The organism is Paenibacillus sp. 481, from assembly GCF_021223605.1.
In the GTDB taxonomy this organism is placed as follows: Bacteria; Bacillota; Bacilli; order Paenibacillales; family Paenibacillaceae; genus Paenibacillus_B.
In genome coordinates, this window is record NZ_CP075175.1 from 3,071,720 (window position 1) to 3,096,930 (window position 25,211).

Annotated in this window: 19 protein-coding genes; 13 read left to right on the top strand and 6 right to left on the bottom strand. The window is 48.9% G+C overall.

Features of this window, described 5'->3' with window-relative positions:
- Positions 1-452: 452 nt before the first annotated feature.
- The 3 genes from KIK04_RS13585 to KIK04_RS13595 all read right to left on the bottom strand — a co-directional run bounded on the left by KIK04_RS13585 (position 453) and on the right by KIK04_RS13595 (position 4,954).
- Positions 453-1,643: an alpha-helical endospore appendage domain-containing protein gene (locus KIK04_RS13585; RefSeq protein ID WP_232274212.1), complete on the bottom strand. Its 1,191-nt coding sequence runs from the start codon at positions 1,641-1,643 to the stop codon at positions 453-455.
- A 644-nt stretch (positions 1,644-2,287) separates the two neighbouring features.
- Complete coding sequence (locus KIK04_RS13590) at positions 2,288-3,610, bottom strand: glutamate-1-semialdehyde 2,1-aminomutase (RefSeq protein ID WP_232274213.1); 1,323 nt, start codon at positions 3,608-3,610, stop codon at positions 2,288-2,290.
- 141 nt (positions 3,611-3,751) lie between these two features.
- The gene (locus KIK04_RS13595; RefSeq protein WP_232274214.1) at positions 3,752-4,954 is read right to left on the bottom strand and encodes an LCP family protein; all 1,203 of its coding nucleotides are present in this window, start codon (positions 4,952-4,954) and stop codon (positions 3,752-3,754) included.
- A gap of 218 nt (positions 4,955-5,172) precedes the next feature.
- Between KIK04_RS13595 and KIK04_RS13600 the strand changes: the two genes are divergently transcribed.
- The 7 genes from KIK04_RS13600 (at position 5,173) to KIK04_RS13630 (ending at position 12,157) form a co-directional block, all read left to right on the top strand.
- On the top strand, positions 5,173-6,354 hold the full coding sequence (locus KIK04_RS13600; protein WP_232274215.1) for an ABC transporter ATP-binding protein: 1,182 nt from the start codon (positions 5,173-5,175) through the stop codon (positions 6,352-6,354).
- Positions 6,347-7,141, top strand: a complete 795-nt coding sequence (locus KIK04_RS13605) for an ABC transporter permease (protein ID WP_232274216.1) — start codon at positions 6,347-6,349, stop codon at positions 7,139-7,141. Before KIK04_RS13600 ends, KIK04_RS13605 begins: the two co-directional genes overlap by 8 nt.
- Positions 7,142-7,147: 6 nt before the next feature.
- Positions 7,148-7,933 carry an ABC transporter permease gene (locus tag KIK04_RS13610; protein WP_232274217.1) on the top strand — a complete coding sequence of 262 codons (786 nt, stop codon included), beginning with the start codon at positions 7,148-7,150 and terminating at the stop codon, positions 7,931-7,933.
- A 236-nt stretch (positions 7,934-8,169) separates the two neighbouring features.
- The gene (locus KIK04_RS13615; RefSeq protein WP_232274218.1) at positions 8,170-9,888 is read left to right on the top strand and encodes a methyl-accepting chemotaxis protein; all 1,719 of its coding nucleotides are present in this window, start codon (positions 8,170-8,172) and stop codon (positions 9,886-9,888) included.
- 313 nt (positions 9,889-10,201) lie between these two features.
- The gene (locus KIK04_RS13620) at positions 10,202-11,344 is read left to right on the top strand and encodes a glycosyltransferase family 2 protein (protein WP_232274219.1); all 1,143 of its coding nucleotides are present in this window, start codon (positions 10,202-10,204) and stop codon (positions 11,342-11,344) included.
- Between the two features lie 117 nt (positions 11,345-11,461).
- Positions 11,462-11,941, top strand: a complete 480-nt coding sequence (gene bcp / locus KIK04_RS13625) for a thioredoxin-dependent thiol peroxidase (RefSeq protein WP_232274220.1) — start codon at positions 11,462-11,464, stop codon at positions 11,939-11,941.
- Positions 11,942-12,007: 66 nt separating this feature from the next.
- Entirely contained in the window at positions 12,008-12,157 is a 150-nt protein-coding gene (locus KIK04_RS13630; RefSeq protein ID WP_232274221.1) for a hypothetical protein, read from the top strand.
- A gap of 51 nt (positions 12,158-12,208) precedes the next feature.
- Here KIK04_RS13630 and modB read toward each other — a convergent pair whose 3' ends face one another.
- Both modB and modA read right to left on the bottom strand, forming a co-directional pair.
- Positions 12,209-12,856 (bottom strand): molybdate ABC transporter permease subunit, encoded by a 648-nt coding sequence (gene modB / locus KIK04_RS13635; protein ID WP_232278729.1) that lies wholly within the window; start codon positions 12,854-12,856, stop codon positions 12,209-12,211.
- Between the two features lie 170 nt (positions 12,857-13,026).
- Positions 13,027-13,944 carry a molybdate ABC transporter substrate-binding protein gene (modA, locus tag KIK04_RS13640; RefSeq protein WP_232274222.1) on the bottom strand — a complete coding sequence of 306 codons (918 nt, stop codon included), beginning with the start codon at positions 13,942-13,944 and terminating at the stop codon, positions 13,027-13,029.
- A 219-nt stretch (positions 13,945-14,163) separates the two neighbouring features.
- On the opposite strand from modA, the gene KIK04_RS13645 reads away from it, so the two are divergent.
- The 6 genes from KIK04_RS13645 (at position 14,164) to KIK04_RS13670 (ending at position 24,354) form a co-directional block, all read left to right on the top strand.
- Complete coding sequence (locus KIK04_RS13645; protein ID WP_232274223.1) at positions 14,164-15,174, top strand: helix-turn-helix transcriptional regulator; 1,011 nt, start codon at positions 14,164-14,166, stop codon at positions 15,172-15,174.
- Positions 15,175-15,305: 131 nt separating this feature from the next.
- Positions 15,306-16,754, top strand: coding sequence for a polysaccharide deacetylase family protein (locus KIK04_RS13650; protein ID WP_232274224.1), 1,449 nt, complete (start codon positions 15,306-15,308; stop codon positions 16,752-16,754).
- A gap of 167 nt (positions 16,755-16,921) precedes the next feature.
- On the top strand, positions 16,922-18,175 hold the full coding sequence (locus KIK04_RS13655) for an AAA family ATPase (protein WP_332329971.1): 1,254 nt from the start codon (positions 16,922-16,924) through the stop codon (positions 18,173-18,175).
- Positions 18,172-19,623: a DUF58 domain-containing protein gene (locus KIK04_RS13660; protein WP_232274225.1), complete on the top strand. Its 1,452-nt coding sequence runs from the start codon at positions 18,172-18,174 to the stop codon at positions 19,621-19,623. The genes KIK04_RS13655 and KIK04_RS13660 overlap by 4 nt, the downstream gene beginning before the upstream one ends.
- Positions 19,586-22,645: a transglutaminase-like domain-containing protein gene (locus KIK04_RS13665; protein ID WP_232278730.1), complete on the top strand. Its 3,060-nt coding sequence runs from the start codon at positions 19,586-19,588 to the stop codon at positions 22,643-22,645. The genes KIK04_RS13660 and KIK04_RS13665 overlap by 38 nt, the downstream gene beginning before the upstream one ends.
- Before the next feature lie 656 nt (positions 22,646-23,301).
- The gene (locus tag KIK04_RS13670; RefSeq protein ID WP_232274226.1) at positions 23,302-24,354 is read left to right on the top strand and encodes a LacI family DNA-binding transcriptional regulator; all 1,053 of its coding nucleotides are present in this window, start codon (positions 23,302-23,304) and stop codon (positions 24,352-24,354) included.
- Between the two features lie 128 nt (positions 24,355-24,482).
- Here KIK04_RS13670 and KIK04_RS13675 read toward each other — a convergent pair whose 3' ends face one another.
- Positions 24,483-25,052, bottom strand: coding sequence for a helix-turn-helix domain-containing protein (locus tag KIK04_RS13675; RefSeq protein ID WP_232274227.1), 570 nt, complete (start codon positions 25,050-25,052; stop codon positions 24,483-24,485).
- Between the last annotated feature and the right edge of the window lie 159 nt (positions 25,053-25,211).

Genomic DNA, 25,211 nt, shown 5'->3' on the forward strand with positions numbered 1-25,211 from the left:
AATCGATTCCGCTTGCGGTAATCTATGCGAGGCCTCTCTTGTTATTTGTCATTTGCATGAGGCGCTGCATTATTTTTTATTTACCTTTTGCAGAGGCTCAATATGAGGAGTATGAGGCAAAAATCGCTCACTTTTTCGAGCAACATAAGGCGGCCCAAGACATTCCCACCTGTGGCTTAATAGCATCGACGATCTGAATAGGGTTATACATTTACTTCCGAAATCGATGTATCGGCATCCTATTGTCATTTTACTCATGTCTGCGAGCAAGAACGTCATTTTTAAAGAGCAAATCTGAGACTTTCAATGGTACTACGTACATAAATCCTTTCACTGAAAAAAAAGCATATTAACGAGATGGACGCGGATTTTTTCATATACTCTATCCATATCGATAAGCATAAAGGAGACGTCCATATCATATATGAACGTCTCCTAAACATCCCTTTATTCTAAAGATCTGCTAACTTGAACGTGTGCAAGTTAAGTTGAGCGTTAAAGCTTGAACCTGCATCTCCATTCATTTGAATCTGTAGGACTCCTGCAGCCGGAGTTACAATGAGAATAAACGTTTTTGAGACGAAAGCTGTGAATGTAGGTGCAATGTCGGTAGCATAAAAAGAAAGTGGTACTTGGACAGCATTGAATAACGCTTGTGCAGTAAACTGGTGTACGGCTGCAACAAGATTATCAATGGCAATTTCGTAGGTTATCCAGTAAATCCCTGGTTGGAACGTAATATTCGTTGTTGGTGGTGTAGCTGCTATATCCGTCGAAGTAGAATCGAACCCGGTCCATAACGCTAATACAGGCGCTACGCCTACTGCCTGTTCTTGTGCTCGAGATGCTCGCGCAATAACAGCCGTTGGAACTGGAGCTGTGGCTCCGGTTACACCTGTAGCTCCGGTAGCACCAGTGCCGCCTAGAGCACCTGTTGCACCTGTCGGACCTTGTGGGCCTTGTGCACCCGTTGCTCCTGCTGGACCTGCCGCCCCCGCTGGGCCTGCCGGACCTGCTGGACCTTGTGGGCCTGCTGGACCCGCCGGACCTTGTGGACCTTGCACACCAGGGTCACCTTGTGCTCCCGCCGGACCTGCCACACCTTGCGGGCCTGCTGGACCTGCTGGCCCTTGTGCTCCTGCCGGGCCTGCTGGCCCTTGCGCTCCTGCCGGACCCGCTGGACCTGCTGGGCCTTGCGGACCGATAGGCCCCTGCGCTCCTGCCGGGCCTGCTACACCTTGTGCTCCCGTTGGCCCTGCCGGACCTGCTGGGCCTGTTGCTCCTGTTGGTCCCGGAGGGCCACCCGATGGACCCGTTGGCCCTGCTGGCCCTGTTGGGCCGATTGCAATAGGTGTGCTAAGGACATTGTTAAGTTTGCTATCGAGGATAAAGTTCTTCTTCGTAATCTCACGCAACGTATCGCGTACGCTTTCGTTTACATTAAGTATATCCGACAAGGATACTGTCGGCGCTGAAACGCCCGGCAATGTGCCCAGTATATATTGAAGTTTTTCCCCTTCCGCATTGATGATATGACTGAGCCCAAGCTCCTCCATAGCGATCGAGGACAGCAATAACGTCACTGCATCATCACGTGTTACCGTAATCTGCGGTGTAATATTTGGAATGTTAGATTGAGACAAAAGTATCACTCCCTTACTCGTGTTTGATCACTCATACGCCCATACTATGCAGTAGCCTACATTTAGTCTGGGCGTTTGACTATTTTCACGGGCTAATTCATCATCTTTTTGAAAATGTCTCCACAACTCTATCTTTCAAGCTTGGTGCACGACTGTTTTGGCACGTAGTCAACTTTTTACATTGATCGTTAACTAAGCATGAAGGATGCCCTTACGTTAACGCCGTTGCTAAAGCTACATTTAACATCATGAAGATCGAGTTTATTAACGAGATGAATTTTCATTTAATTCCATCGCCTTCAGCATCCGAAGCTGGAATTAAATGATAAAGTGAAAACGAATTAGGGGAGGTACTGTGTCTAACCTGACATCAGGCGGATATGTAGATGAAAGGCAGTGCTTGAAAGCGGATATGGTTGCAGACTGGAAGTGGAAAATGGCTGTTAAAGCGTAAAAGGTGCCGTTTATGGTGACGCTGGGCATACAGCGCCGTGCTCTCAACAAACTCCGCGCTCTCCGCAGTAACTACGATCCGCACAAATAAAATCGCAAGTATAGTGCTCAATAAAGAACCCCCAGCACACCGTGTGATGATCGGTGTGCTGGGGGCTCTGCTATTTTATTTATTTGAACGTACTAATCGCTTATGAAGATTGGCTCATGCGGCGGAACGCTTCGTGCGCAGCCTCGATGGTAAGATCCACGTCCGCTTCAGTATGCGCGGTCGTAAGGAACCAAGCTTCGTACTTGGACGGTGCCAAGCAGATGCCTTGATCGAGCATATGGCGGAAAAATGCGGCGAATGCTTCGCCGTCTGTGTCTTGCGCCTGCTCGTAGTTAGTGACAGGATGATCGCAGAAGTGTGTCGAGAACGCGCCGCGAATACGATTGATCGTGAGCGGCAAGCCGTAGCGCTCAGCGCCTTCCTGAATGCCTGCCGTCAGGCGAATCGCGAGCGATTCCATATGCTCGTATACGCCAGGCGTCTGTAATACTTCGAGACAGGCGATGCCAGCCGATATGGACGCGGGGTTGCCTGCCATCGTCCCAGCCTGATAGGCAGGACCGAGTGGAGCAACTTGCTCCATAATGTGCTTGCGACCGCCGTAAGCACCGATCGGCAAGCCGCCGCCGATGAGTTTGCCGAACGCCGTCAAGTCCGGCTCAATCGCCGCATGGTCGGCAAACGCGCTGAACGTTTGCGCTGCGCCATAGTAGAAGCGGAACGCCGTAATGACTTCGTCATAAATGACGAGTGCGCCGTAATCGTGCGCGAGGCTGCACATGCCCTCAAGGAAGCCTTCTTGCGGCATTACCATGCCGAAGTTGCCTACAATAGGCTCGACCATAACGGCAGCAACATCGTCGCCCCAACGTTCTAACGCGATTTTCAAGCTGTCGAGGTCGTTGAACGGAACCGTAATGACTTCGCTAGCGATACTCGTCGGAATGCCGGCACTGTCCGGAATGCCCAGAGTGGACGGGCCAGAGCCTGCGGCAACGAGTACAAGATCAGAGTGGCCGTGGTAGCAGCCGGCGAACTTAATAATTTTGGTGCGCTTCGTATAGGCGCGGGCAACACGAATCGTCGTCATGACCGCCTCTGTGCCGGAGTTGACGAACCGTACCTTGTCGAGCGAAGGCACCGCTTCTTTCATCATGCGTGCCAGCTTGATTTCAAGCTCGGTCGGCGTGCCGTATAGCACACCGTTCTGAGCTGCGCGCACAATTGCTTCGGTAATGTGCGGGTGCGCATGACCTGTAATAATCGGGCCGTATGCGGCCAAGTAGTCGATGTATTTATTGCCGTCTACATCGTAGAAGTAGGCACCTTGCGCGCGCTCCATAAAGACGGGCGCTCCGCCACCTACTGCTTTAAAGGAGCGAGACGGGCTGTTGACCCCGCCCACAATGTGTTGTAGTGCTTCTTCATATAGCTGCGCAGAACGAGTTCGATTTGTTGTCATAGTTAGAGTTCTCCTTTTACTGCATAATTAATTTATGAATTAGGATATAGAGTCCTAGAGCTAGTGTAGCTACCAAATGTAAAGCGAACATTAATGCAAATATACATCCTAAAAGCTTCACAGTAACAAGAGAGTCAATTGCTAGTGACTCCACAGGTCATTATGCTTTAGCACCTTAGAGCTGTCTGATTTACTTGCATTTATATCAGTTCCTGAACGATTCTGCTGCTGAACATCTTGCAAATGGTTGCTGGGCTGTTGCCCGCCCTGTTGCTGTTTGCTCGACTGTTGCGCGTTCTGCTGGTTGCTCGGCAGCTGCGTGTTCTGCTGCTTCTCGTCCCGTTGTCCAACACCCTGCTGCATGCTCGATGATTGAGCACTAGGCGGCTGCAACGCCTGTTGAATATACGCCTTGAATTTTTTCATATCCGTAACGCCAAGCATCGCCGAATGGTTCACCTTAATATCCGTGACCAAGCCCATCGGCGGCAGTTGATGGCTCTGTCCAACGCTGCTATCATAGCCGAGCGAAGCCAGCTTAATAATGTCGTCAGCCGACAAATTCGTTTCCACATGCGGCGACACCTTATTAATCAGACTCGGCAACTGAATAATCGACCACGCCGACTTCATCTTATTCGCCACAGCTAGCATCAAGTCGCGCTGCCGCTTCGTACGGGCAAAGTCAGACATCGCATCATACCGAAAACGGGCGTACATCAACGCCGTTTCGCCGTTAAGCACCTGCTTGCCCTTTTTCAAATGAATATTGAACTGGTTCTTATCAGCACTGTCCGTATAAATCATATCTTTCTCGACTTCAAATTCGACGCCGCCTAAGGCATCAATCAGAGCAATAAATCCTTTGAAATCGGTATACACATAATATTGCATGTCCAAACCTGTCCAATTGCCCACTGTCTTCATTGCCAACTCAGGCCCGCCCAGCGCAAGTGCTGCATTCATACGATCACGACCAACACCCGGAATGTCTACATAGGTATCACGCAAAATGGAGAATAAATTCGCTCGTTTCGCTTTCGGATCAAAGGACGCGATCATAATCGAATCCGAGCGGGGCACTTCCTTCACCTTTAGCCCGCGAGAATCGCCGCCCAACAGCAAAATGTTTACCCGCTCTTCGCCTACCCATTTTGGCGGTTCAATCCGTTTCGGATTGGGCAATTTATGGAGGACTGGTTGAAAACGCGATTGCTCAGGTGGCTTTTTCAAGCCGTCCAAGCTGCTGTACATCGCCCACACATAATAACCGACTCCACAACTTACGAGTAGCAGGAAGGTGATCAATGCGTGCTTCCAATATTTTCTCAAGATGACCGTCATCGTTGACCGTCCTTTCCGCATCAGCTGTTCAGGGGTTGTCTGATCATGATGTCGGAGCAGATGCATTCATCTTGTGCGTTTAACATGCTATATTAAATGGTATGTGATAAAATCAATAACTTGTCTATCTCATTATTATAGCAATTTTCGCTCGCCGTTCACAGGCGACAGGATTCAGAAGTTTAGGACAGGCAGGAAAGGGATGAAACATAGCAATCATGAATGCCATTGAAGTGCATGATTTACGTAAAACGTTCAACGTGCAGCGCAACCGTGAGGGACTCAAAGGAGCGCTGCTTGATTTATTTAAGCGCGAGTACAACGAAGTGATGGCGGTTAAAGATATATCGTTTACGATTCCGCAAGGTGAAATTTGCGGGTACATTGGCGAGAATGGAGCCGGAAAATCAACGACGATTAAAATGCTGACGGGCATTCTCGTCCCGACATCCGGCCAACTGCGCGTGAACGGATACATTCCGTTTGCGGAGCGCGAAAAGTTCGTTCGTGAGATCGGCGTCGTATTTGGTCAGCGGAGCCAGCTCTGGTGGGATATCGGCGTTATCGAGTCGTTCCGTCTGCTGCGCAAAGTTTACGGTGTGTCCGAGCAGGACTTTAAACGGCGGCTGGATGATTTAGTTGAGCGCTTGCAATTGCAAGAGCTGCTCAACCGTCCTGTGCGCAAGCTCAGTCTGGGACAGCGCATGCGTTGTGAGTTGGTCGCTTCGTTGCTGCATCAACCGTCCGTCTTGTTCTTAGACGAGCCCACAATCGGGCTCGACATCATCGTTAAGACGGAAATTCGCGACTTCTTGAAGATGATCAACCGTGAGCACGGAACGACGATATTGCTCACGACCCATGACTTACAGGACATCGAAGCGCTTTGTTCGCGCGTCATTATGCTAGATGACGGCCGCATCATTTATGATGGTGGCTTGGACACGCTCAAAGCGACGTGGGGCAAAGGCCGCGAGGTGCATTTCCAATTCGCCAAGCCGATGCGTGCTGGCGATGTGGAGGCGTTGACGAGTGATTTCGCCACGTTGTCGTGGACGATTACATCGCCGTATGAGGCGAGCGTACTCGTACCGCTGGACATGAATGTGTCTGATGTGATCGGTCGCGTTGTTGGTGGGGCGTCTATTTCGGACCTGAAAATTGTCGAGACGAACACCGACGATATTGTTCGTGAAATTTACCGTACAGGTAGCGCGGATAAACCGCAGCAGCAGGAGCAGGCAACAGTCGAAATTGGCTCACATGCAGAGGTCGAAGCTGACTCACGCGTAGCAGTCGACACGGACTCGAAAGCAGCAGTTAAAGCTGACTCGCATGCAGCCGCTCAGGTGAAAGAGCAGGAAGTGGAGAAGGAAGCGGAGGGCGTTAAACATGGGTAGCGCCTACCTAGAACTGATCCGTATGCGCTTCCTCATGATGCTTGCCTATCGTGTAAACTACTACACGGGTATTTTAATTTATACATTGAGCATCGGGGTGTACTACTTCACGTGGAAGGCGATTTACGGCGGCCAAGAAACGCTGGGCGGATTTACCGCTGATCAGATGACGACTTATATTGCGGTCTCATGGATGGCGCGTGCTTTTTATTTCAACAATCTAGACCGTGAAATTGCGAACGATATTCGCGACGGGAGTGTCGCGATTCAGTTTATACGTCCGTACAACTACGTCATCGTGAAAATGATGCAAGGCTTCGGCGAAGGTATATTCCGCTTGCTCTTGTTTATGACACCAGGTATGATCATCGCTTGCCTGCTGTTTCCGGTGAAGCTACCAACCGATCCGAAGCTGTGGATCATCTTTTTATTCATGCTGTTTATGAGCTTTCTCATTAACTCGCAAATTAACATTATTACGGGCTTAATGGCGTTTTATTTGGAAAATAACGAAGGATTAATGCGTATGAAGCGGGTTGTGGTCGACCTATTTTCAGGCGTTATTATCCCGATTTCGTTCTTCCCTGGCTGGCTGTTGGCGGCCAATGAGTGGCTGCCATTTCAGGCGATCACGTACTTGCCAAGCTCTGTATTTACGGGACGCATTCCAGATGAGCGGATATTGGGTGTTGTCGGCATTCAATTATTGTGGTTCGTTCTGCTCATTATTCCGATTATTTTGCTATGGCGATCTGCGCGGAAGCGCCTGTTCGTGCAAGGAGGTTAAGGCGGAATGTACTATGCTGGACTCGTGTCTGAATATTTAAAAAATTATATCAAAACGCGGTTAACGTACCGCGCGGACTTTTGGATTGAAGTCATTTCGGACCTGTTTTTCCAAATCACGAACCTCATCTTTATTTTTGTCGTGTTTATGCATACGCCAACGTTAGCAGGGTGGACGCGTGATGAAATGGTGTTCGTTTATGGTTATTTTATGATTCCATATGGCATATTTACTTGCTTCTTTAGCCTGTGGAACTTCAGTGAGCGCTATATCGTAAAAGGCGAGATGGACCGTATTTTGACCCGTCCTGCCTACAATTTATTTCAAATCTTGCTTGAAAATATCGATCCGCCTTCCCTGATTGGCTCCATCGTCGGGGCTGTGCTGATGGGGGTGTGTGGAGCGCAGCTGGGACTGTCGTTCGGCATTCTCGAGTTTCTGATGCTGCTCGTGATGATTATCAGCTCGGTAATGATTTACTTCGGTATTTACTCCGGACTGACGTCGATTTCGTTCTACTCGGATGCGCCAACCGGCATCTTGCCGCTAGTCTGGAACATTCAGAACTACGGGCGCTATCCGCTTACGATTTATAACCGCGCTATCCAAGTGCTGTTGACGTGGATTTTGCCGTTCGCCTTTGTTGGTATCATTCCAGCCTCTTACTTCTTGAATGGCAAGGGAATGCAATTAATGGCGCTACTGACGCCTGTCGTAGGCGTTGTGTTTCTTACAATCGGTTTGACGATGTGGAACATCGGTGTGAAAAGATACCGCGGAGCAGGATCTTAAGGTTGTTATGATTAAAATGGGGAACAGATAGTGCAGATGCGCTGTCTGTTCTTTTTTTATATGTCGAATCTGTACTTGTACTAAGAAAATGGGAATAAGGTATGCCCATACAGCGGGCGGTGGTATGCTCAAAGGTAAAGATATAAATATTATTCATCATATACTGGATGAGCCCTCAAAAATGTATCAAAAAATGTCGATAAATAAGTAGAGTACATCTGAGAGGGGACATCAACTTGAGTTTTAGGTTTAAAGATGTGAAAACGGTAACAAAAATAGGGCTGCTCGTATTAAGCGGTGTGCTGTTTTTAGCCTTGTGTACCGTAATTGCTAGAGGCTCGTTATCGACCATTGAGCAAACGAACAAAAGTATTTATGAGCATAACTTACAAGGCATCATTTCGGTAAAAGAAGTTATCGCCAACGTTCGAGCTGGCGATGCGGTGTTGTTCGAGCTTATGGTCACCAAGAATGATGGCCGAATTTCGGAACTTATGAATGAAATGGAGAAGTTAAAGCAGGCTAACAATGTAGAGTTGAAAAAATATAAAGCAGTTATGAAATATGATGAAGAAAAAAAACGTATGCAGCAATTTGAATCGTATTTGAAAATATACCGGGAATACTTTAATCAAACTATGGCATTTACCAAGCAGAAGCAAAGTGAAGCCGCTTATAGGCAGTACATCGAAAAGGTTCGCCCAATTCGGGAAAGTATGCAGTCTGTGCTGAATGATCTCGTTGATTATAATGAAAAGCTAGGATTAAACGAGACGAGTAAAGCACGTGAGTTGGCCGATGTAGCTTCACGCACGGTGTTGGTGTTTGCAGTGCTTGGTGTATTGGTGTCAGGCGTGCTGGGCTTCTTTATTGTTCGGATGGTTACCCGTCCGTTGAAGCAAATTCAACACTTGATGTTGAAGGCCGAGCAAGGAGATTTGACAGTACGGGGCAGCTACGAATCCCGTGACGAAATCGGAATGCTAACAGCAAGCTTTAACAGTATGATTGAAGGAATGGTGACGATTACCCGCACCGTTCACGAGCGGGCAGAGGAATTAATGCATAGTGCAAGTGTAGTTGCGGAAAATACCCGCGACACGGCACAAGCAACTGAACAGATTAACCGTTCAGTGGAGAAGATGGCTAACGGAGCGCAGGTGCAGCAAGAATCCTCCTCTGAGATTGCGCAAGCGTTAGAGGAATTCGCTAAGGGTGTGCAGTCGATCGCCGAGAACACGGCATCGATGTCTGATGTGGCTGCGCTATCTGCCGAGCAAGCGGAGCAAGGCCATGTGAAGTTGCAAGATGCGACGAAGCAAATGAAGTCGATCGAGCAATCCGTGCAGACGACATCGTCTGTCGTTCAGCAATTGAGCGAGCGTTCGGATAAGGTGGAGCAAATTGTTGAAGTCATTACGACGATAGCTGGGCAGACGAATTTGCTGGCACTTAACGCATCCATTGAAGCGGCACGTGCTGGTGAAGCTGGACGAGGCTTCGCTGTTGTAGCGGGCGAAGTGCGCAAGCTGGCAGAGCAGTCGTCTTCATCAGCTGCGCAAATCGCAGCGCTTATCGCTGATATGCGAACGCGCATGGCCGAAACGGTAAGCGCGATGGGGCATGTTCGCCAAGACGTAGCTGTCGGGATGAGCGTCATTGAGCAGGCGGGCGATACGTTTGCCCACATTGTTCAGCTCGTGCAGCAGGTGACGAGCCAAGTTCAAGAAGCTTCGGCAGCTACGGAGGAAATGTCCGCAGGCACCGAAGAAATATCTGCATCGGTAGATGAGATGGCGCTTATTTCAGCGACGACACATAACGCTGTTCAGCATGTGATGGCGTCATCGGAGGAGCAATCCGCTTCCATCGAAACGATATCGCAGCTGACAGAGCAGTTACAAGTGTTGTCGAAAGAGCTGCAATTGCTCGTTAATCGCTTCAAGTTGCAGTAAACGTATGTAGCATATGTAGGTACAAGCCGTCACCGCTATGATGGACACCGCCCCTGTTTTTTAACAGAGGGTAGTCCTGATGCGGTTGACGGCTTTTTTTCACGCTTCGTACCTTTAGTGTCTTGATTCACAATGTCTATTCACATATATTGGAGAGGAACGAATGTTCCACTTTCTATTGTAAGCTACGATAATACGAACTCCTTCATCGACTCCTTTGCGTAACTTCCTACTTATTAGAATGACAACTTTATCGAGCAACGAATGGGAAATCGAACCTGTGTTCAACTTTTAACAGAGGAGAGGGTTGGATATGACGATTGTATACGGCGTACTTGCCGTGCTTAGTGTTGTTCTATGGACTTGTATCGCGCTGCCGCTTACGTTTCAGTTGCGTAAAATTTCATATTTAAGGGACATTTCTTATCCATTGCCTGTGCAATCAGGCGTAGCACTTCCTAAATTACGTGTCATTATAGCGGCTCGTAATGAGCAGAAGGCGATTGAGCGTTGTGTCGATTCCCTAATGGCACAGACGTATTCGCATTTGGAAGTTACGGTCGTAAATGATCGTTCAACAGACGAGACGCTGCCTCTATTGGAGCAGATGCAGCAGAAGTACCCCCGCTTACACGTTATTTCGATCCAAGAGCTGCCGGAGGGCTGGCTTGGCAAAAACCACGCTTTATACGTGGGCAGCATGCAAACAGACGGTGATTGGATCTTGTTCTCAGACGCCGACAGCCTTTACCATCCACAAGCGTTGGAGCAGGCGATCCGTTATGGTGAACATCATCAATTGGATCATTTAGCCGCCATTCCGGAGTTTGGCGGCACTCACCTGTGGTCCAAAGTATATGGGGCTTATGTGATGATGGTGGGGGGTTCGTTCGGTCAGATTTGGAAAGTTCGCGAACGAGGCAGCAAACAGCATATTGGGATTGGCGCATTTAATATGATTAAACGTTCGGCATACGAGGACATAGGTACACATGAAGCGATAGCCTTATGCACGCTAGATGATGTGATGCTTGGTAAGGTGGTTAAGGAGAAAGGTTTTATGTCAGACGTTGTGTTTGGACGAGATAGAGTTGTAGTCTGGAACTGGTACGAAACATTAGGTCAATTGATTCGCAGTGTGGAAAAAACGGCATTCACGTGGGGAAGAACAATCAGCACAAGTTTATTTTCACTTTTAATGATATATCCATTCATCGGGATCGGCTTTGGTACATCTGTTACTCGTGCGATGTGCGGGGTTGCAGCCGTGTCTATTATGTTGATGTACGCGAATAACAGCCGTTTTTTAAAAAGTGGGTTTTGGTTCGGGTTACTGCATCCACTACTCCACGTGTTCCTTATATTCGGATCGCTACGAGGCATATATAACACAACTAAAAATGGTGGGATGACTTGGCGCGGAACGGTATACAAGGAGAAAAATTTAAAGGTGTAGTAAGGCGGAATATAGTGCTGGATTTTTGAAATCGGTACAGGTAGGTGGTAAGCTAGTGAGGGCATTTATTTATAATTTGCTTGGTTGAAAAAGATATAGAAGAAGAGGTGTTATCCGATGTCCCACACGGTTCAAATTGGACAACCAGTACCTGATTTCAAACTGCCTTCCTCCAATGGCGGGGAGACTGCGCTGCATGATTTGCGCGGGCGCAAGGTCGTCATTTATTTTTATCCAAAAGATAATACGCCAGGTTGCACGCAAGAATCGTGCGATTTCCGCGACTATCACGGTGATTTTGAAAAATACGGAGCGACTGTTATCGGCATCAGCCCTGACGACTTAAAGTCGCACGCGAAGTTCATTACGAAGCATAGCTTGCCGTTCGAGCTGCTTGCGGATACAGAGCAGAAGGTGTCCGAGCTGTTCGGCGTCTGGCAGTTGAAAAAATTGTACGGCAAAGAATACTTCGGCGTCGTCCGCTCGACGTTCTTGATTGACGAGCAAGGTCAATTGGCGCGCGAATGGCGTAGCGTCAAAGTAGCGGGCCACACCGACGAAGTCCTCACCGCTGTGCGCGAGCTGGGCCAAGCTTAATCTAATAAAGATGTAGCTAAGTGTAGTTTAGTAGCCATAGCCATGTTTCATTATGTATCTCGAAGCATGATGCAGTTGTGGACTCACGTTTCGCTATGTCCGCGTGGCATTTATGTCCTTGGCGACAGTAACAAGTTTCTCAAGTTGCTCGATAGTGGATTCACAGTCCGCAACGGGGTAATCGTACAACATAAAGCTGGATTTTTCTTAGTGTAGAACAATCCAGCTTTATGTTTAAGTACCATACACGAACCTATCTCACACTGCCTATCTTCGCTGGTTCGCTAAGAACAGCAGCAAGAAAGACATCGCAATCGTGCAGCCTGACCATGCCCAAGCAAGCGTCAAGTTGCCCCCGTCCACGGCAAAATAAATGGCCGTCGGCACCGTTTGCGTGACGCCGGGAATATTGCCGGCAACCATGAGCGTCGCGCCGAATTCGCCCAAGCCGCGAGCAAAGCCCAAAATATACGCGGCGACCACAGACCGCCGCGCCAACGGAAGCGTAATGTGGCGGAACACCTGCCACTCATTTGCTCCTTCTGCACGTGCAGCCTGCTCCAACTCTGCCTCAACGCCGTCAAAACCAACCTTGAGCGATTGATACACCAGCGGAAACGATACCACTACCGCCGCAATGACTCCGCCCCACCAATGAAAAATGACAGGCTGGCCGAACAACGCCTCGATCCATTGTCCAACTACACTACGCCTGCCTAATATAATAAGCAGTAAAAACCCGACCACAGTCGGCGGAAGTACAAGCGGCAGCATAAACGCCGTTTCCACAAGCACCTTACCGCGAAAGGAGCGCCTTTTAAGCGTCCAAGCGGCGCAAATACCAATAACCATCACGATGACGCTGGATACGAGTGTAATTTGTAAAGAAAGTAAAATCGGGCTCCAGAACGACATCATTAGGCCTCCAATTCGTATGTGTCATAGCCAAGTCATTGTCGATGTTCACGCTCAGATCCATGTTCATGATCGTGCTTATGATCATGCTTACGATCATGCTTACGATCATGTTTATGCAGCTAACAACGTACTAACAATTTACGACCAGCTAGCTAACCTTGCATGGCCTACTCAGCCGTGCGGAAACCGTGGCGCTCGAACACTGTTTTGGCAGTATCACTAAGCAAAAATTCATACCACTGCTGCACTTCCGCCTGATTAGCCGTTGCCTTCACAATCCCGATTGGGTACACAATCGGCTTGTGCGACGCAGCATCGACCGTGTGGGCGATAGCCGCTTTCTTAGAAGTAAGCGCGTCCGTGCGATAGACGAACCCCGCATCGACATTGCCCGTCTCGACGTAAGACAACACTTGCCGTACATCTTTCGTCAGCACGAACTTAGAATTTAGTTTGTCCCACAAACCGGCATGCTCCAACGCTTGTTTGGCATATGAACCTGCCGGAACGCTGTCAGGCGCACCAATGGCAATGCGCTTTACAAGGTCGCCTTCCAGCGAATCAAGCTTGCTCCAAGCGGCCTCAGCCTTGCGGTCTTGCGGCACAATAACGACGAGATCATTTTGCAGTAGCGGCCGCTGCCATTTGTCATCAATAAGGTTGCTCTCCAGAAGGGCATCCATTTGCTTCTTTCCAGCTGAAATAAACATATCTGTCGGTGCGCCTTGCTCAATTTGCTTTTGCAGGGCACCAGAGGCGCCAAAGTTCAACTTCAACATAATGTGCGGATGCTTGCTTTCATATTGCTGCTCCAACTCTTGCAGCGCATCACGCAAACTAGCGGCGGCGGAGATCGTGAGCTCCGTTTGGGCCGCAGGTTTCTGATCGCTTTGATCCGAATGCACCGAAGTGCTAGCAGGAGAACTAGGAGTAGTGCTTGAAGTAGCGCTGGAAGATGAGCTTGAAGGTGCGCCACACCCTACGATGACTCCTACAAGTGCAAGGACGAGCAAGGTGACCCAAGCAACAGAACGATGCTGTCTTTTCTGGCTTCCATGTTGAAACGGGCGTGTTGATACATTCATTTGAACGAATGGCCTCCTTGTGTTAAGTGTTATATTTTGGTTAATATATCGATTTAGATCATTATAATTCGTTATAAGTAGTTATGAACAGTATAAAATTGTATGGTTATATCGACAATATTAGGATTCTATTATTGCGAACCTAGCGCATAGATCGTATGATCAGAAAAGTTGGAAAATTTGGGCGTTAGGAAGTACATATGTTGAGGAGAAGAGACGATGACCGAATCGGTTTCCTATACCGTGCAAGATATTGCCCAACTGTTGAAAGTATCGAAACTGACCGTGTACGACCTGATTAAAAAAGGCGAGCTTCCCGCCTATCGCGTCGGCAAACAAATGCGTGTGGATTCGGATACTTTAGAAGCGTACAAACAACGTGGGCGCAAAGGATCTACTAGAGTAACAACAGCAACACAGATGAGCTCACGCTATCAGCAAGCTAATCACGCTCAACAGCCGTCAGCGTCAGTAGCGTCAGCATCTGCGGATGCATCCACGCAATCGTTAGTAAGCACATTCACAGGGTCGCCTTTAGTCATTACGGGGCAAGATATTTGCCTTGACTTACTGTCGCGTCATTTGGAGAAGCAAGCGAATGGGGTTCGGCCGCTGCGCTCGTTTGCTGGTAGTATGGAAGGCCTTTTTGCTATGTTTCGCGGGGATGCTCATATCGTGAGCACGCATTTATTCGATGGCGAGACAGGGGAATACAATTTGCCCTACATCCGTAGCATTCTCGTTGGATTTCCGTTTATGGTCATTCATGTAGCCAAGCGAACAGCAGGTTTATTTGTGCAAAAAGGAAATCCGCTTGCGATCCAAGGTTGGAACGATTTGTCCAAATCAGGGCTGCGACTCGTGAATCGCGAGCGAGGCGCAGGCGCGCGAGTATTGCTAGACGAGCAGTTGCGTTTACATCGTATCGATCCACAGTTGATTATCGGCTACGATCATACGGAAAGCTCGCATTTGGCAGTCGCAAGCTGCATTGCTAGTGGACAAGCAGATGTCGGTGTCGGTATGGAAAAGGCAGCGCTCGCTGTTGGGTTAGATTTTGTGCCGCTCATTCAAGAGCAGTATGAACTTGTCGTGCTGAAGCAGCCAGAACATTTGCGCTGGATAGAGTGTTTGTTGGACATGCTGCGCTCGGACTATTTTCGCCAAGAACTGCAAGCTATTGGTGGGTACGATACAACGAACATGGGGCAAATTCGATTGGAAGCTTGAGCAAAGAACTTGAAGCACGTGAATATCGTGAATACCGTGAATACCTGAGTACGGGGCGGGTGGCATCATCAAGGGCGCTCGTCCATATACTCTACAGCAGCCCTTACAGAGAACGAGGAGGACCTCATAACATGAACAAACGTTGGCGAAAAAAATGGAAGCTACGCGCGCTTCGCATGTGGTGTACGAGTTTGTTAGTAGTGGGTACATGGAATTTGATTGACCTCTCCTTTTTAAACATGAATCAAGTCAGCTATGCTTCAGCCCTTCCCGCAGTACCACTGCAACAATCACATGCCACATCACTTCAGTTAAACGAACGACAGCCGTTTTCATTATCGCAAGCGGTCGCAACAGCTAATAAACACAACAAGCAGAATGAAGCAGGCAAGACAGGTAAGAGCAGCCAAACTGGCAGCAAGGCCACATCCTCACACCAGCAAAAGATCGTCTACCTTACCTTTGATGATGGACCGAGTAAGCATACAAAAGATGTTCTCGACATTTTGGAAAATGAGAAAGTTCCTGCGACATTCTATGTACTAGGCCAGCAAGTAGAGCGTAATCCAGATCTTGTAGAGCGCATCGTAAGCGATGGGCATGCACTTGGCAATCATACCTATGACCATAATTATAAAGAGTTATATAGCGACTTTAGTCATTTTTGGAGTCAAGTTCAGCAAACCGGACAGGCAATCGAAAATATAACGGGCAGCGAGCCGCTACTTGTACGGGCTCCAGGCGGAACGTATGCCAACTTTGATCAGCAGTACTTCGATCTGTTGGCTAGAGCGGGATATGTCGTCTTCGACTGGAACGTAGACAGCGCGGATTCTCGCCGTCGTGGTGTTCCTGCTAGTGAAATCATTGCAGCTGTGAAAAAAGGTGTCCTGCTACCCCATACGGTCGTGCTTATGCATGATAGCGGTGGTCACGGTGAGACAGTAAAGGCACTGCCAGCGATTATCAAATATTACAAAGACAAAGGCTATACCTTTGCAAAAATGACGCCGACGATGAAGCCCGTGCAGTTTCGCGTGGCAAACACAGCGGGGTGGGGGCGGACGCCTGTATCGGCAGCATGGATCGCTGAACATGTGAAGACTAAGCCACAAGCAAAGCAATTGGTAGACAAGCAAACAAAAGAAAAGAAAGAAACAAAAGAAACAAAAGAGACGAAAGAGTCGAAAGAATCGAAGCCCACTAAAGTGGTACAGCCAACGGGTGTAGCACAGTTGGTCATTCAGACCGATCAAGGCGACATTCGCTTTGCGCCAAATCAATTCAAGACCGTGAACGAACAGACGTACGTCCCGCTGCGTCAACTCATAGAGCAATTGGGAGGGCAAGTCGGGTTGGACAGCGAGACGAATTTGCTTCAGATTGAGTGGAACGAGCAAACGTACGTCTTAGATGTCACGGGCAACACGATCGAACAGCAGCAGCCGACAGAAGGAGCATTGCGGCAAGCACTAGACATTCAAGCTGAATCGGAAGTTGTGTGGGTATCGTTGCGGCAAATGTTGCGTGTACTAAAGGTGGAGTTGAATACGTACGAACTGACGACAGTAACGCCATAAAATTAAATAACTAGGTTTGAAATCTATTAACTTGGGCGAAGCTAGTTACTAGAGCGACCCGGGACGGTTCATCAAGCGTGCAAATGCGTGCGGGAATCGTTCCGGGTCTTTTTTTGTTGAGCGGCTTATGGTTGTCACTATCATGTTGAAAATAAGGAGGGAAAAAGATGAGCATAGTGAGGGACAAAAATGAGGTGTGGACTGACTTGTTCGCTGAACATATATGGCCTAAGTTGCTGGAACAGTTAGGTACGGTTATTACAGGTAAGGACGACACGATTCGTCTGGCTGGAATTGCCCTATTAGCGGGAGGTCATATCCTGCTAGAGGACGTTCCAGGTGTCGGCAAGACGATGCTTGCCAAAGGATTGGCTCGCTTAGTCGGCGGTGGCTTTCGTCGGGTGCAAATGACACCGGACGTGATGCCCGCTGATATTACGGGCAGTATGATTTGGGAGCCATCCACAGGTGGGTTCCGCTATAGCGAGGGACCGCTGCATGCCAATGTGGTGCTGGTAGATGAGCTGAACCGTGCGCCAGCGCGCACGCAATCGGCCCTATTGGAAGCGATGGAAGAAGGGGCCGTTACGATAGACGGGGTGACGCGTCCGCTGCCGCAACCTTTTGTCGTTATCGCTACGCAAAATCCGCTCTCCTTTGCAGGAACACATCATCTGCCGGAAGCGGAAATGGATCGCTTTATGATGCGCTTATCGCTCGGCTATCCAGCGATCGAGGCCGAAGCGGAAATGCTACTGCGGCAGGATGATGCAGGGCCGCTGCGCCGTTTAAGGCCGTTATTTGTGCCGGAGGAATGGCAGCTTATTAGGCGGCGCATCCGCTCCATCCACCTTGATCCGGCATTATCCCGTTATATGGCGGACATTGCCCAGCAAACACGCCAGCATCGTGCAGTGGCGCTGGGTGTTAGTCCACGTGGCACGCTCGCCTTAATGCGAGCTGCGCAAGCACACGCTTTTGTATCGGGACGCGTATTTGTGATCCCGAATGATATTAAGGCGGTAGCAGAGGCTGTGCTGCTTCACCGCATTATGTTGCGCCCTGACGCGAGAGTTGGCGGCGCAACGGAAGCGTCCGTGCTGGCCGATGTGCTGCGGCAATCGGCTGTGCCTAGCTTCGCTGGGCGTGAGGGGCTTCCGTATTCCGTTGCGTCGGTGGCCGCTGTTCAGGCTGACGCTAGGACAAGCAGCGCCATTAACGCTGCTGACGTGACTAGCGCTGCTAATGCGACTAGCGCTGCTAACGCGACAAGTGCTGCTAATGCGACAAGTGCCGCTAACGCGACAAGTGCCGCTAACGCGACTAGCGCCGCTAACGCTGCTAGTGCTGCTAACGCGACTAGTGCTGCTAACGCTACTATGACCAAGAAAAATATCTGGTTTGGAGGCTTTTTCCGATGAAGGCGACTTTGCGTTGGGTACTCACGTTAGGTGCTTGCGTATGGTTAGCTGTGCTTGGCTGGTCACGTCAAAGTATGTTGGAATCCTTCATCGCTACTTTACTCTTGTTGTTCATCGTATACGGTCTATGGTTACGACTATTTGCCTTACGAGATGTCCGTGTGGTGCGTCGGCCGATGAACGAACGTGAAGGGGATGATTTTGCCGTCCATATCACAATTTTTGCACGACACCGTTTAACGTGGATAACTGTAACCGACGTGTGGGAGCGAGCAGGTGGAGACGGTGGGCGATGGTTGTGCCGCAGGCTCCTTTTTTTACGAGGTAGACGTTCGGTTGCTTACTCCTGCTCTTTTGCCGGAGCTCCACGCGGAGCTTATCAGTTAGTTAGCACCGAATTGCAAACTGGTGATTTGTTCGGGTGGTTCGTACGCAGCGCAAAGCTGCCTCTAGACGAGGGAGAGGCACCAGTCTGTGTCATTCTCCCAGAGGGATGCGCAACAACATCATTCGCCGCTCAAGCTGTGACACATGTTGGTTCACATGCTACTCCTTATGCTGCTTCACATGGATCATACGCACGCAATACACATGCTGCTTCGATAGAGCAAGAGAGGCATATGGAGCAGAAGCAAGCTCAACTGCGATCCACGGCTCATTTTATTCAGCCAAATGGAGACGACTCCGCAGACCATGATCGCAATCAGGAGTACGCTAATGGTGCACCTGGAATGGAGTTGCAGCAATACCGTCCTGGGAACTCATGGCGTTCCATTGATTGGCGTACGTATGCCAAGCGGCGCACGCTTGTTGTGCGTGTACCTGAAGCGGGAGCAGACGTAGCCTTGCACATTATCGTCGATGATCGCGGCTGGAGTGATGAGACTTGCTTTACAGCGCTGCCGCCAAATGAGGTGGCGTACAAACTTGAACAGATGGAAGCGGTTGTGAGTGCGACAGCAGACGTCATCCGCACGGCGATGCATGACGGGATTAAAGTACATATGCAGTGGCTAAGCAGCGGAATTACGCTGTCAGGGGGCTGGAACGCGCTCTTGGCCTTAGCTGTTGCTGGGCCTAAAGCAAAAGATGCCGCCACGTGGGGCAAGGAGCCGCAATCGGGTTCGAGCTCACTCCATCCAAATGTACGGTTGGCCGGACGGGTTGTATCCGTTGTTGCTTCTGATGCTAGCGAGCATACGGGTCAGCAAGTGCAAGCGTTGATGGGGAATACCCCGATCAATCAATGGGTAACGGTGCAGCTCCCTCCTCAACATAAAGTTGCGGTTGCAGCAACAGTCGCAGCGGAATCTATGCCACGAACAATAGAACAAGATGCAGCACATTTCAGAGAGGACAACGAACATAGTGCTTCTGCTTTATGGATGAAGGGGGGAGCGGAGTTTGGATATGCAGACGCTCAACAGCCCATGGAAAGATCACTCTAGCCCATTTAAGGTGCATTGTAGGCGGTTAGGCTTCTCTATCTTGTTATTTGCTCTATTCGTAGAGTGGTTCGTGCCGTTATTTGAGCTTGGCAAACGAATCGATTTTCACCAAGTTGCTCCGGTGACGATTGCGGTCGGCCTATTTTTGGCGATAGGGCTCGTAGTACGAAATCCTGTATGGTCCGTGCTGTTTCGAGTGGTCGTTATGTTCATGACGACAGCTTGGATGTTCGGCATTTATCGTATTCCGCATGTTTCGGGTGATAGTGATGTGCAAGGTTTCTTGTGGTTTCTGTCTTCCGCGTTGGTAGCCGTCAAAATAGGTGCGCAGTCGATTCTTACTGCATTTGTTGAGGATATACAACATGGGGTAAATGGGAATTGGTTGCATACGAGTGGCGAAACACGAACAATACTGCTGCTCGCCGGCTGGGCAATGTTGACCGCGTCCGTGCAGGCGCTTATGTTTAACCGCCATACCGTCTCTTTTTTTGCAATTACGACTATTCTTTACTTGTTCGGTTTGCAGTGGGGGTTTGGTATTGATGTGGCAGACAACGTGCTGCGGGCTTTTTGCTGGGGTATGCTGCTGTCTGCTTGGTTGCATTTAGACGAACGGCGGCAGCAAGATACGGGCCAGCGTCATACGTGGGAGCAAGCGCATCGCCAGCCTGTTCGGTGGCTCGTTGGTATGATTGTAGTAACAGCAGGGGTTGCTGGGAGTGGTGCGATTTTATTGCAAATGGACCGTGGAGTGGAGCAGCAACCGTTGCTACCGTTACAGGAGTGGGTATCGAATCTAAAGCAGAGTGGTTCATATTCTGCTTTGGCGACGAACGCATTTGGAATAAATATGTCTGGGACAAGGATGCCCAACCGTGCGAATGATGCTGAACGTGCAGCTATAGCTTTTTCGGGATATAGCAATAACGATTCGAGCTTAGGTATGCCTGTTAAGGAGGATAACCGAGTATTGTTCCGCGCGACAACACCTGAGCCGACCTATTGGCGGGCAGAGTCGAAGTCGGTTTATACGGGGCGTGGCTGGGAGTATGGTCAGTCGGGGGTTACGCGGGTGAAAGCTGCGGATTCGTTGCTACAGGAGGGCGTTCAGCAGCACAAGGTTCAACAGGTGCGTCAACGCATAATATGGGTCGATTGGGAGCCGACGATACCGCTCGTATTCGGCGGAAGGGTGGAGCGCCTTGCGCCTGCATCCGCAGCGAAATTAAACACGCTGCTTTACGATGCTGCTGCAGAACGTTGGACTGTGGATTCAGCGGCGGCGCAAAGTAATGCCGACATTGCGAATCGTACAGGTCATGCAGCTGAAGCAAGTAACACTAGCAACAACAGCAATACAAGCAACATGAGTAGGGCGGGTAATACGAGCGGGATGGGCGATGCAAGTAAGGTAGGCAATACAAGCGAGGTAGGCAATACGGGCAGGATGGGCGATACAGGTAAGGTAGGTAATACAAGCGAGGTAGGCAATGCAGGAAATGTAAGCAAGGCAGATAATGCAAATGACATGGGCAATACAAGCAATGCAGGTAATGCAATTGACGCGGGCAGTGCAAGCAATCAAGCAAAAAGTCAGACGCTAGAGTATGAATACGTGACGCAAGTTGTTCGCCACGATATAGAGCGACTTCATCAGAGTTCTACTCTGTCTGCGGCCGTTGATCCGATAGAAAAGGCACCAATTCGAGAGCAAGGTCTAGCTCTGCCCTCGACACTGCCTGAGCGCGTACGGGAATTGGCGCGAAGAGTTACATTTGGAGCAGGTAGCAGGTATGAGCAAGTGCAGCGGGTGCAGCACTTTTTACAGCGACAATATACGTATACGATGAGTGGCTCGTCAGTACCGCCACAAGGAAGCGACTTTGTCGATCATTTCTTGTTCGATCAGCGGCAAGGATATTGCACGCATTTTTCATCGGCAATGGTCGTTATGCTGCGGACACAAGGCGTTCCTGCACGTTGGGTAAAAGGCTTTGCGCCAGGAGAGGCAGAAGCCCCTGGCCAGTATGCCGTTCGTGCAGCCAATGCACATGCGTGGGTGGAAGTTTATTTTCCCCAAGCCGGATGGATTGCGTTCGAAGCGACGCCTAACGCCGAGTGGTCAAATCATAATGGGACTAGCGCCATTAGCTCGTCCAATGCAACTAGATTACCCGATATGAGCAGTATATCTAATCAGTCTGATACAACGAGTAGAACTTCTAGCTCAAATGACTCTAATGTTTCTAATGTCTCTAATGTCACTACTGATTTAAATGAGCCTCCTGCTAGGTTAGGCAAGCTGTCTTCCGACGTTATTACGCTAGCAAGCTCCGATCATTTTTCGGTTATTAGTGGATCGGGCGTATCCAACAGCAAGGCTGCCGTTGCATTTGAAGCGGCAAAGTCATTTCTAATGACCGAAATAAAAGCACAGCACGCGCTACCTGAACGGCCTACTTGGTATGAGCAACTCGTGCAGCCGTTCCACGCAACCTTGCAACTGGCTCGTAAAGTTGCGGGAGAAATTCAGGTGGCAGCAGACTATATGAAGCGTGAGTGGGCTGCCTTACTCGGGCTTGTGTCAGCCATGCTATTGGTGCTTGCGACTTATGTCTCTATGCAATTGAGGCGGCGGGACAAGCCAGAGCGAGCATTACGGCGCTTATTGCGGAAGCAAGCTCAAGAGAATCCCGCCTCCCCGCAACGGATATTGCGTTTGGGGGAGGCTGCGTGGTGCTTAATAGAGACTAGGTATGGAGCACGCGCAGTAGGTATGACTTTGTTAGAATATGCTCAGCAGGTAGGGGAGCGTATAGAGAGTGAACAAATGATCCAAGCAGGGAAGTCGAAGCAAGTGCAACATCATGCTGCGCTGCTGCCATTGAACAAACGACAAATTGTTCAATTTGCTACGGACTGCGAAGCCCTGTTGTTTGCAGGCCCTAGCGGAACAAGGCTAGCACGGCAGCGTTTCGTGTATGGCTGTGAATGTATTATGAAGCATTGCACTTCCTGAATGAAAAATGAGACGCGCAGCATCCAACGCACAGCATGTAACATACTTCTCACGCCTACATTTAGCAAAAAGGGGACGGCCACTAGAGGTCGTCCCCTTCAGCTTGTTGAGAAAGCAAAGTTAGTTCTTAACGGTTGCCACAGTGGCTATATCGCCAGATTTGCCTCGTTTTGATTTCTAACGGTTATAGGTGAGCTTATTTCTCTAGTTTCATTCCAAATCCAGCTATTTTCAGCGTAATAAGCGCCATCATAACCGTTAAATTTAGAATGGGCTCATATTCGCTGAAATAACAACTGTGGCAACCGTTAGGAGAGGGGTACAGTGAATCAACTGACTACCAACCGATAAATGCGAAGCTGCTTGCCATTATCTCAATTAAGAGAAACCCTCGTCTTAACAAACAGCGTTTTCTCGACACGCTGGAATGCATATTTACATTTGTTTGATCTCGCTTTTGCTATACGATCACTTTAGCCGCACGATCACTTTAGCTCTACAATTACTTATGCACCACAATCGTTTTCACCTTATAATCGCTGTTTCCGAAACCGAATTCTTCTGCTATCTTTTCATCTGCTTCGACCCTAAGTATAATTTACCAATAAAGAAAATTTACATGGCATGTGAGATTCATGCTTAAAAGGAGGGGGAGAATGGCTACGCTTAAAGATATTGCACACCAGGCAGGCGTTTCCATTTCCACAGTATCACGAGTGCTGAACAACGATAACAGCAGACGTATTAGTGAAGAGACGAGGCAAAAAGTTTGGCACATCGCAAAATCGTTAAACTATGACACGTCCAGTACGAAACGTCGTGGGCCCATACCGAAGAGCCGTGGCGAACATGTTTCGGATATGAAAGCGGTCGGATGCATTTTGTCACTGCCTGATAATAAGTATAACCACCCTTATTTTTCTCCTATTTTGCAAGGAATAGAAACAAAATTACACGAGGAAGGCATCCAACTCGCCTTTATACATACACAAGCCGAACTCGAAAGCGAGGCTATGCGGCAGGCATTACTGCAACATCGCCAGCTCAACGGGCTTATATGTATCGAAGGGTTGAATCGGCCATTATACGATTGGTTCAAACAACGTGTGCCGTTAATGATCGGGATAGATGTAGCTGACCCAGACATCCCCGTCATTTCTTATGACCGTGTTAATGCAGCGCGAACAGCCGTGCAACATTTAGTAGACTTAGGTCACCGTGACATTGGTTTCATTGGTGGGGAAGGTTTGCTTGGCCAATTAGAACGCGAAAAACGCTTTCGAGGCTATAAATTAGCAATGGAAGAGGCAGGGCTAGAACTACATCCAGCATGGATCATTAATGCAAAATGGGAAGCTGACCAGAGCTATGAATTGATGCTCCATTTGCTGCGCACCAATGACAATTATCCAACAGCTATGTTCTGTGCAAGCGACATGATGGCGATCGCAGCCATGCGAGCCGTGACGGAGCTGGGGCTATCTATTCCGCAGGACGTAGCCTTTATCGGAATTGACGATATTGATTTTGCCAAGTACAGCTCACCACAGTTGTCATCTATTCATATTCCTAAATTTGAAATGGGCTATGCCGCAGCAAAAACATTAATCGACAGCATGACCAACCCATTCCCGTTTCCATTTCGAATGCTGCTACCGTTTACCTTAATGGGTCGACAATCGACGATATTGGGAGCCCCTTTGCGATAATATACGAATACACGTAAACACGTTAACAACGTAAACACACAGGCGAACATCATTCGATAATGGTGCTCGCACACGAAAAAACAGGGGCCGCTTAATGCAGCCCCTGTTTTTTAAGATGTATCATCCCATTATGTGCGATTTGCGGACGGGTAATGAATGAGCGCAATATACCGAATGGGGCGGTCTGTAACATTTTCATACGTATGTTGCTGATCAGCGGTAAACCGCATGGCAAGGTTCGGTTTCAGCGTATACGATTCACCCCCGACATACACTTGCAGCTCGCCTTCCATCACCATAATGAATTCTTCAACACCCTCATAGTGAGCTTCAGACGTATACGAACACCCAGGGTCAATCACGACACTGTACACTTCAAAGCCTTTATCTTGTTGAAAAGGAAAAATAGGATAGGCGCGATAAGCACCATCTTCCTCCTTAAATGGCGTAAGTTCCTCCACCGAAATGACCGAGACGGTCGGCGACGAGTCTTCCATTAACGTGGCGAACGAAATGCGCAGCCCGTTTACAATTTTCCACAATACCGAGATCGTCGGATTTGACTCTCCCCGTTCAATTTGACCAAGCATCCCTTTACTAACGCCACTCATTTCTGATACTTGATCGAGGCTTAATCCGCGTGACTTGCGAATGTCTTGCAGGTTTTTTCCGATTTTTTTATGTATCGGCTCTTGCATAGTCACTTTCTTCTCCAACCTTCCAGTAAAAAATAGTCGTAAAAATAATCGGCAATACATACCAAAATCATCTGTACAATATAACGTACAGATGTATAATATAGTATACAAAGCAAAAACTGAACCATTTATTTACTATCTATTTTAAGCAATAATGGC

Bases quoted from the DNA above. Each gene is read 5' to 3' on its own strand.
- KIK04_RS13670 (WP_232274226.1), top strand. From the start codon at position 23,302: ATGGCTACGCTTAAAGATATTGCACACCAGGCAGGCGTTTCCATTTCC.
- KIK04_RS13655 (WP_332329971.1), top strand. From the start codon at position 16,922: ATGAGCATAGTGAGGGACAAAAATGAGGTGTGGACTGACTTGTTCGCT.
- KIK04_RS13610 (WP_232274217.1), top strand. From the start codon at position 7,148: ATGTACTATGCTGGACTCGTGTCTGAATATTTAAAAAATTATATCAAA.
- KIK04_RS13675 (WP_232274227.1), bottom strand. From the start codon at position 25,052: ATGCAAGAGCCGATACATAAAAAAATCGGAAAAAACCTGCAAGACATT.
- modA (WP_232274222.1), bottom strand. From the start codon at position 13,944: ATGAATGTATCAACACGCCCGTTTCAACATGGAAGCCAGAAAAGACAG.
- modB (WP_232278729.1), bottom strand. From the start codon at position 12,856: ATGTCGTTCTGGAGCCCGATTTTACTTTCTTTACAAATTACACTCGTA.
- bcp (WP_232274220.1), top strand. From the start codon at position 11,462: ATGTCCCACACGGTTCAAATTGGACAACCAGTACCTGATTTCAAACTG.
- KIK04_RS13665 (WP_232278730.1), top strand. From the start codon at position 19,586: ATGCAGACGCTCAACAGCCCATGGAAAGATCACTCTAGCCCATTTAAG.
- KIK04_RS13590 (WP_232274213.1), bottom strand. From the start codon at position 3,610: ATGACAACAAATCGAACTCGTTCTGCGCAGCTATATGAAGAAGCACTA.
- KIK04_RS13605 (WP_232274216.1), top strand. From the start codon at position 6,347: ATGGGTAGCGCCTACCTAGAACTGATCCGTATGCGCTTCCTCATGATG.
- KIK04_RS13660 (WP_232274225.1), top strand. From the start codon at position 18,172: ATGAAGGCGACTTTGCGTTGGGTACTCACGTTAGGTGCTTGCGTATGG.
- KIK04_RS13645 (WP_232274223.1), top strand. From the start codon at position 14,164: ATGACCGAATCGGTTTCCTATACCGTGCAAGATATTGCCCAACTGTTG.
- KIK04_RS13620 (WP_232274219.1), top strand. From the start codon at position 10,202: ATGACGATTGTATACGGCGTACTTGCCGTGCTTAGTGTTGTTCTATGG.
- KIK04_RS13595 (WP_232274214.1), bottom strand. From the start codon at position 4,954: ATGACGGTCATCTTGAGAAAATATTGGAAGCACGCATTGATCACCTTC.
- KIK04_RS13600 (WP_232274215.1), top strand. From the start codon at position 5,173: ATGAATGCCATTGAAGTGCATGATTTACGTAAAACGTTCAACGTGCAG.
- KIK04_RS13650 (WP_232274224.1), top strand. From the start codon at position 15,306: ATGAACAAACGTTGGCGAAAAAAATGGAAGCTACGCGCGCTTCGCATG.
- KIK04_RS13630 (WP_232274221.1), top strand. From the start codon at position 12,008: ATGATGCAGTTGTGGACTCACGTTTCGCTATGTCCGCGTGGCATTTAT.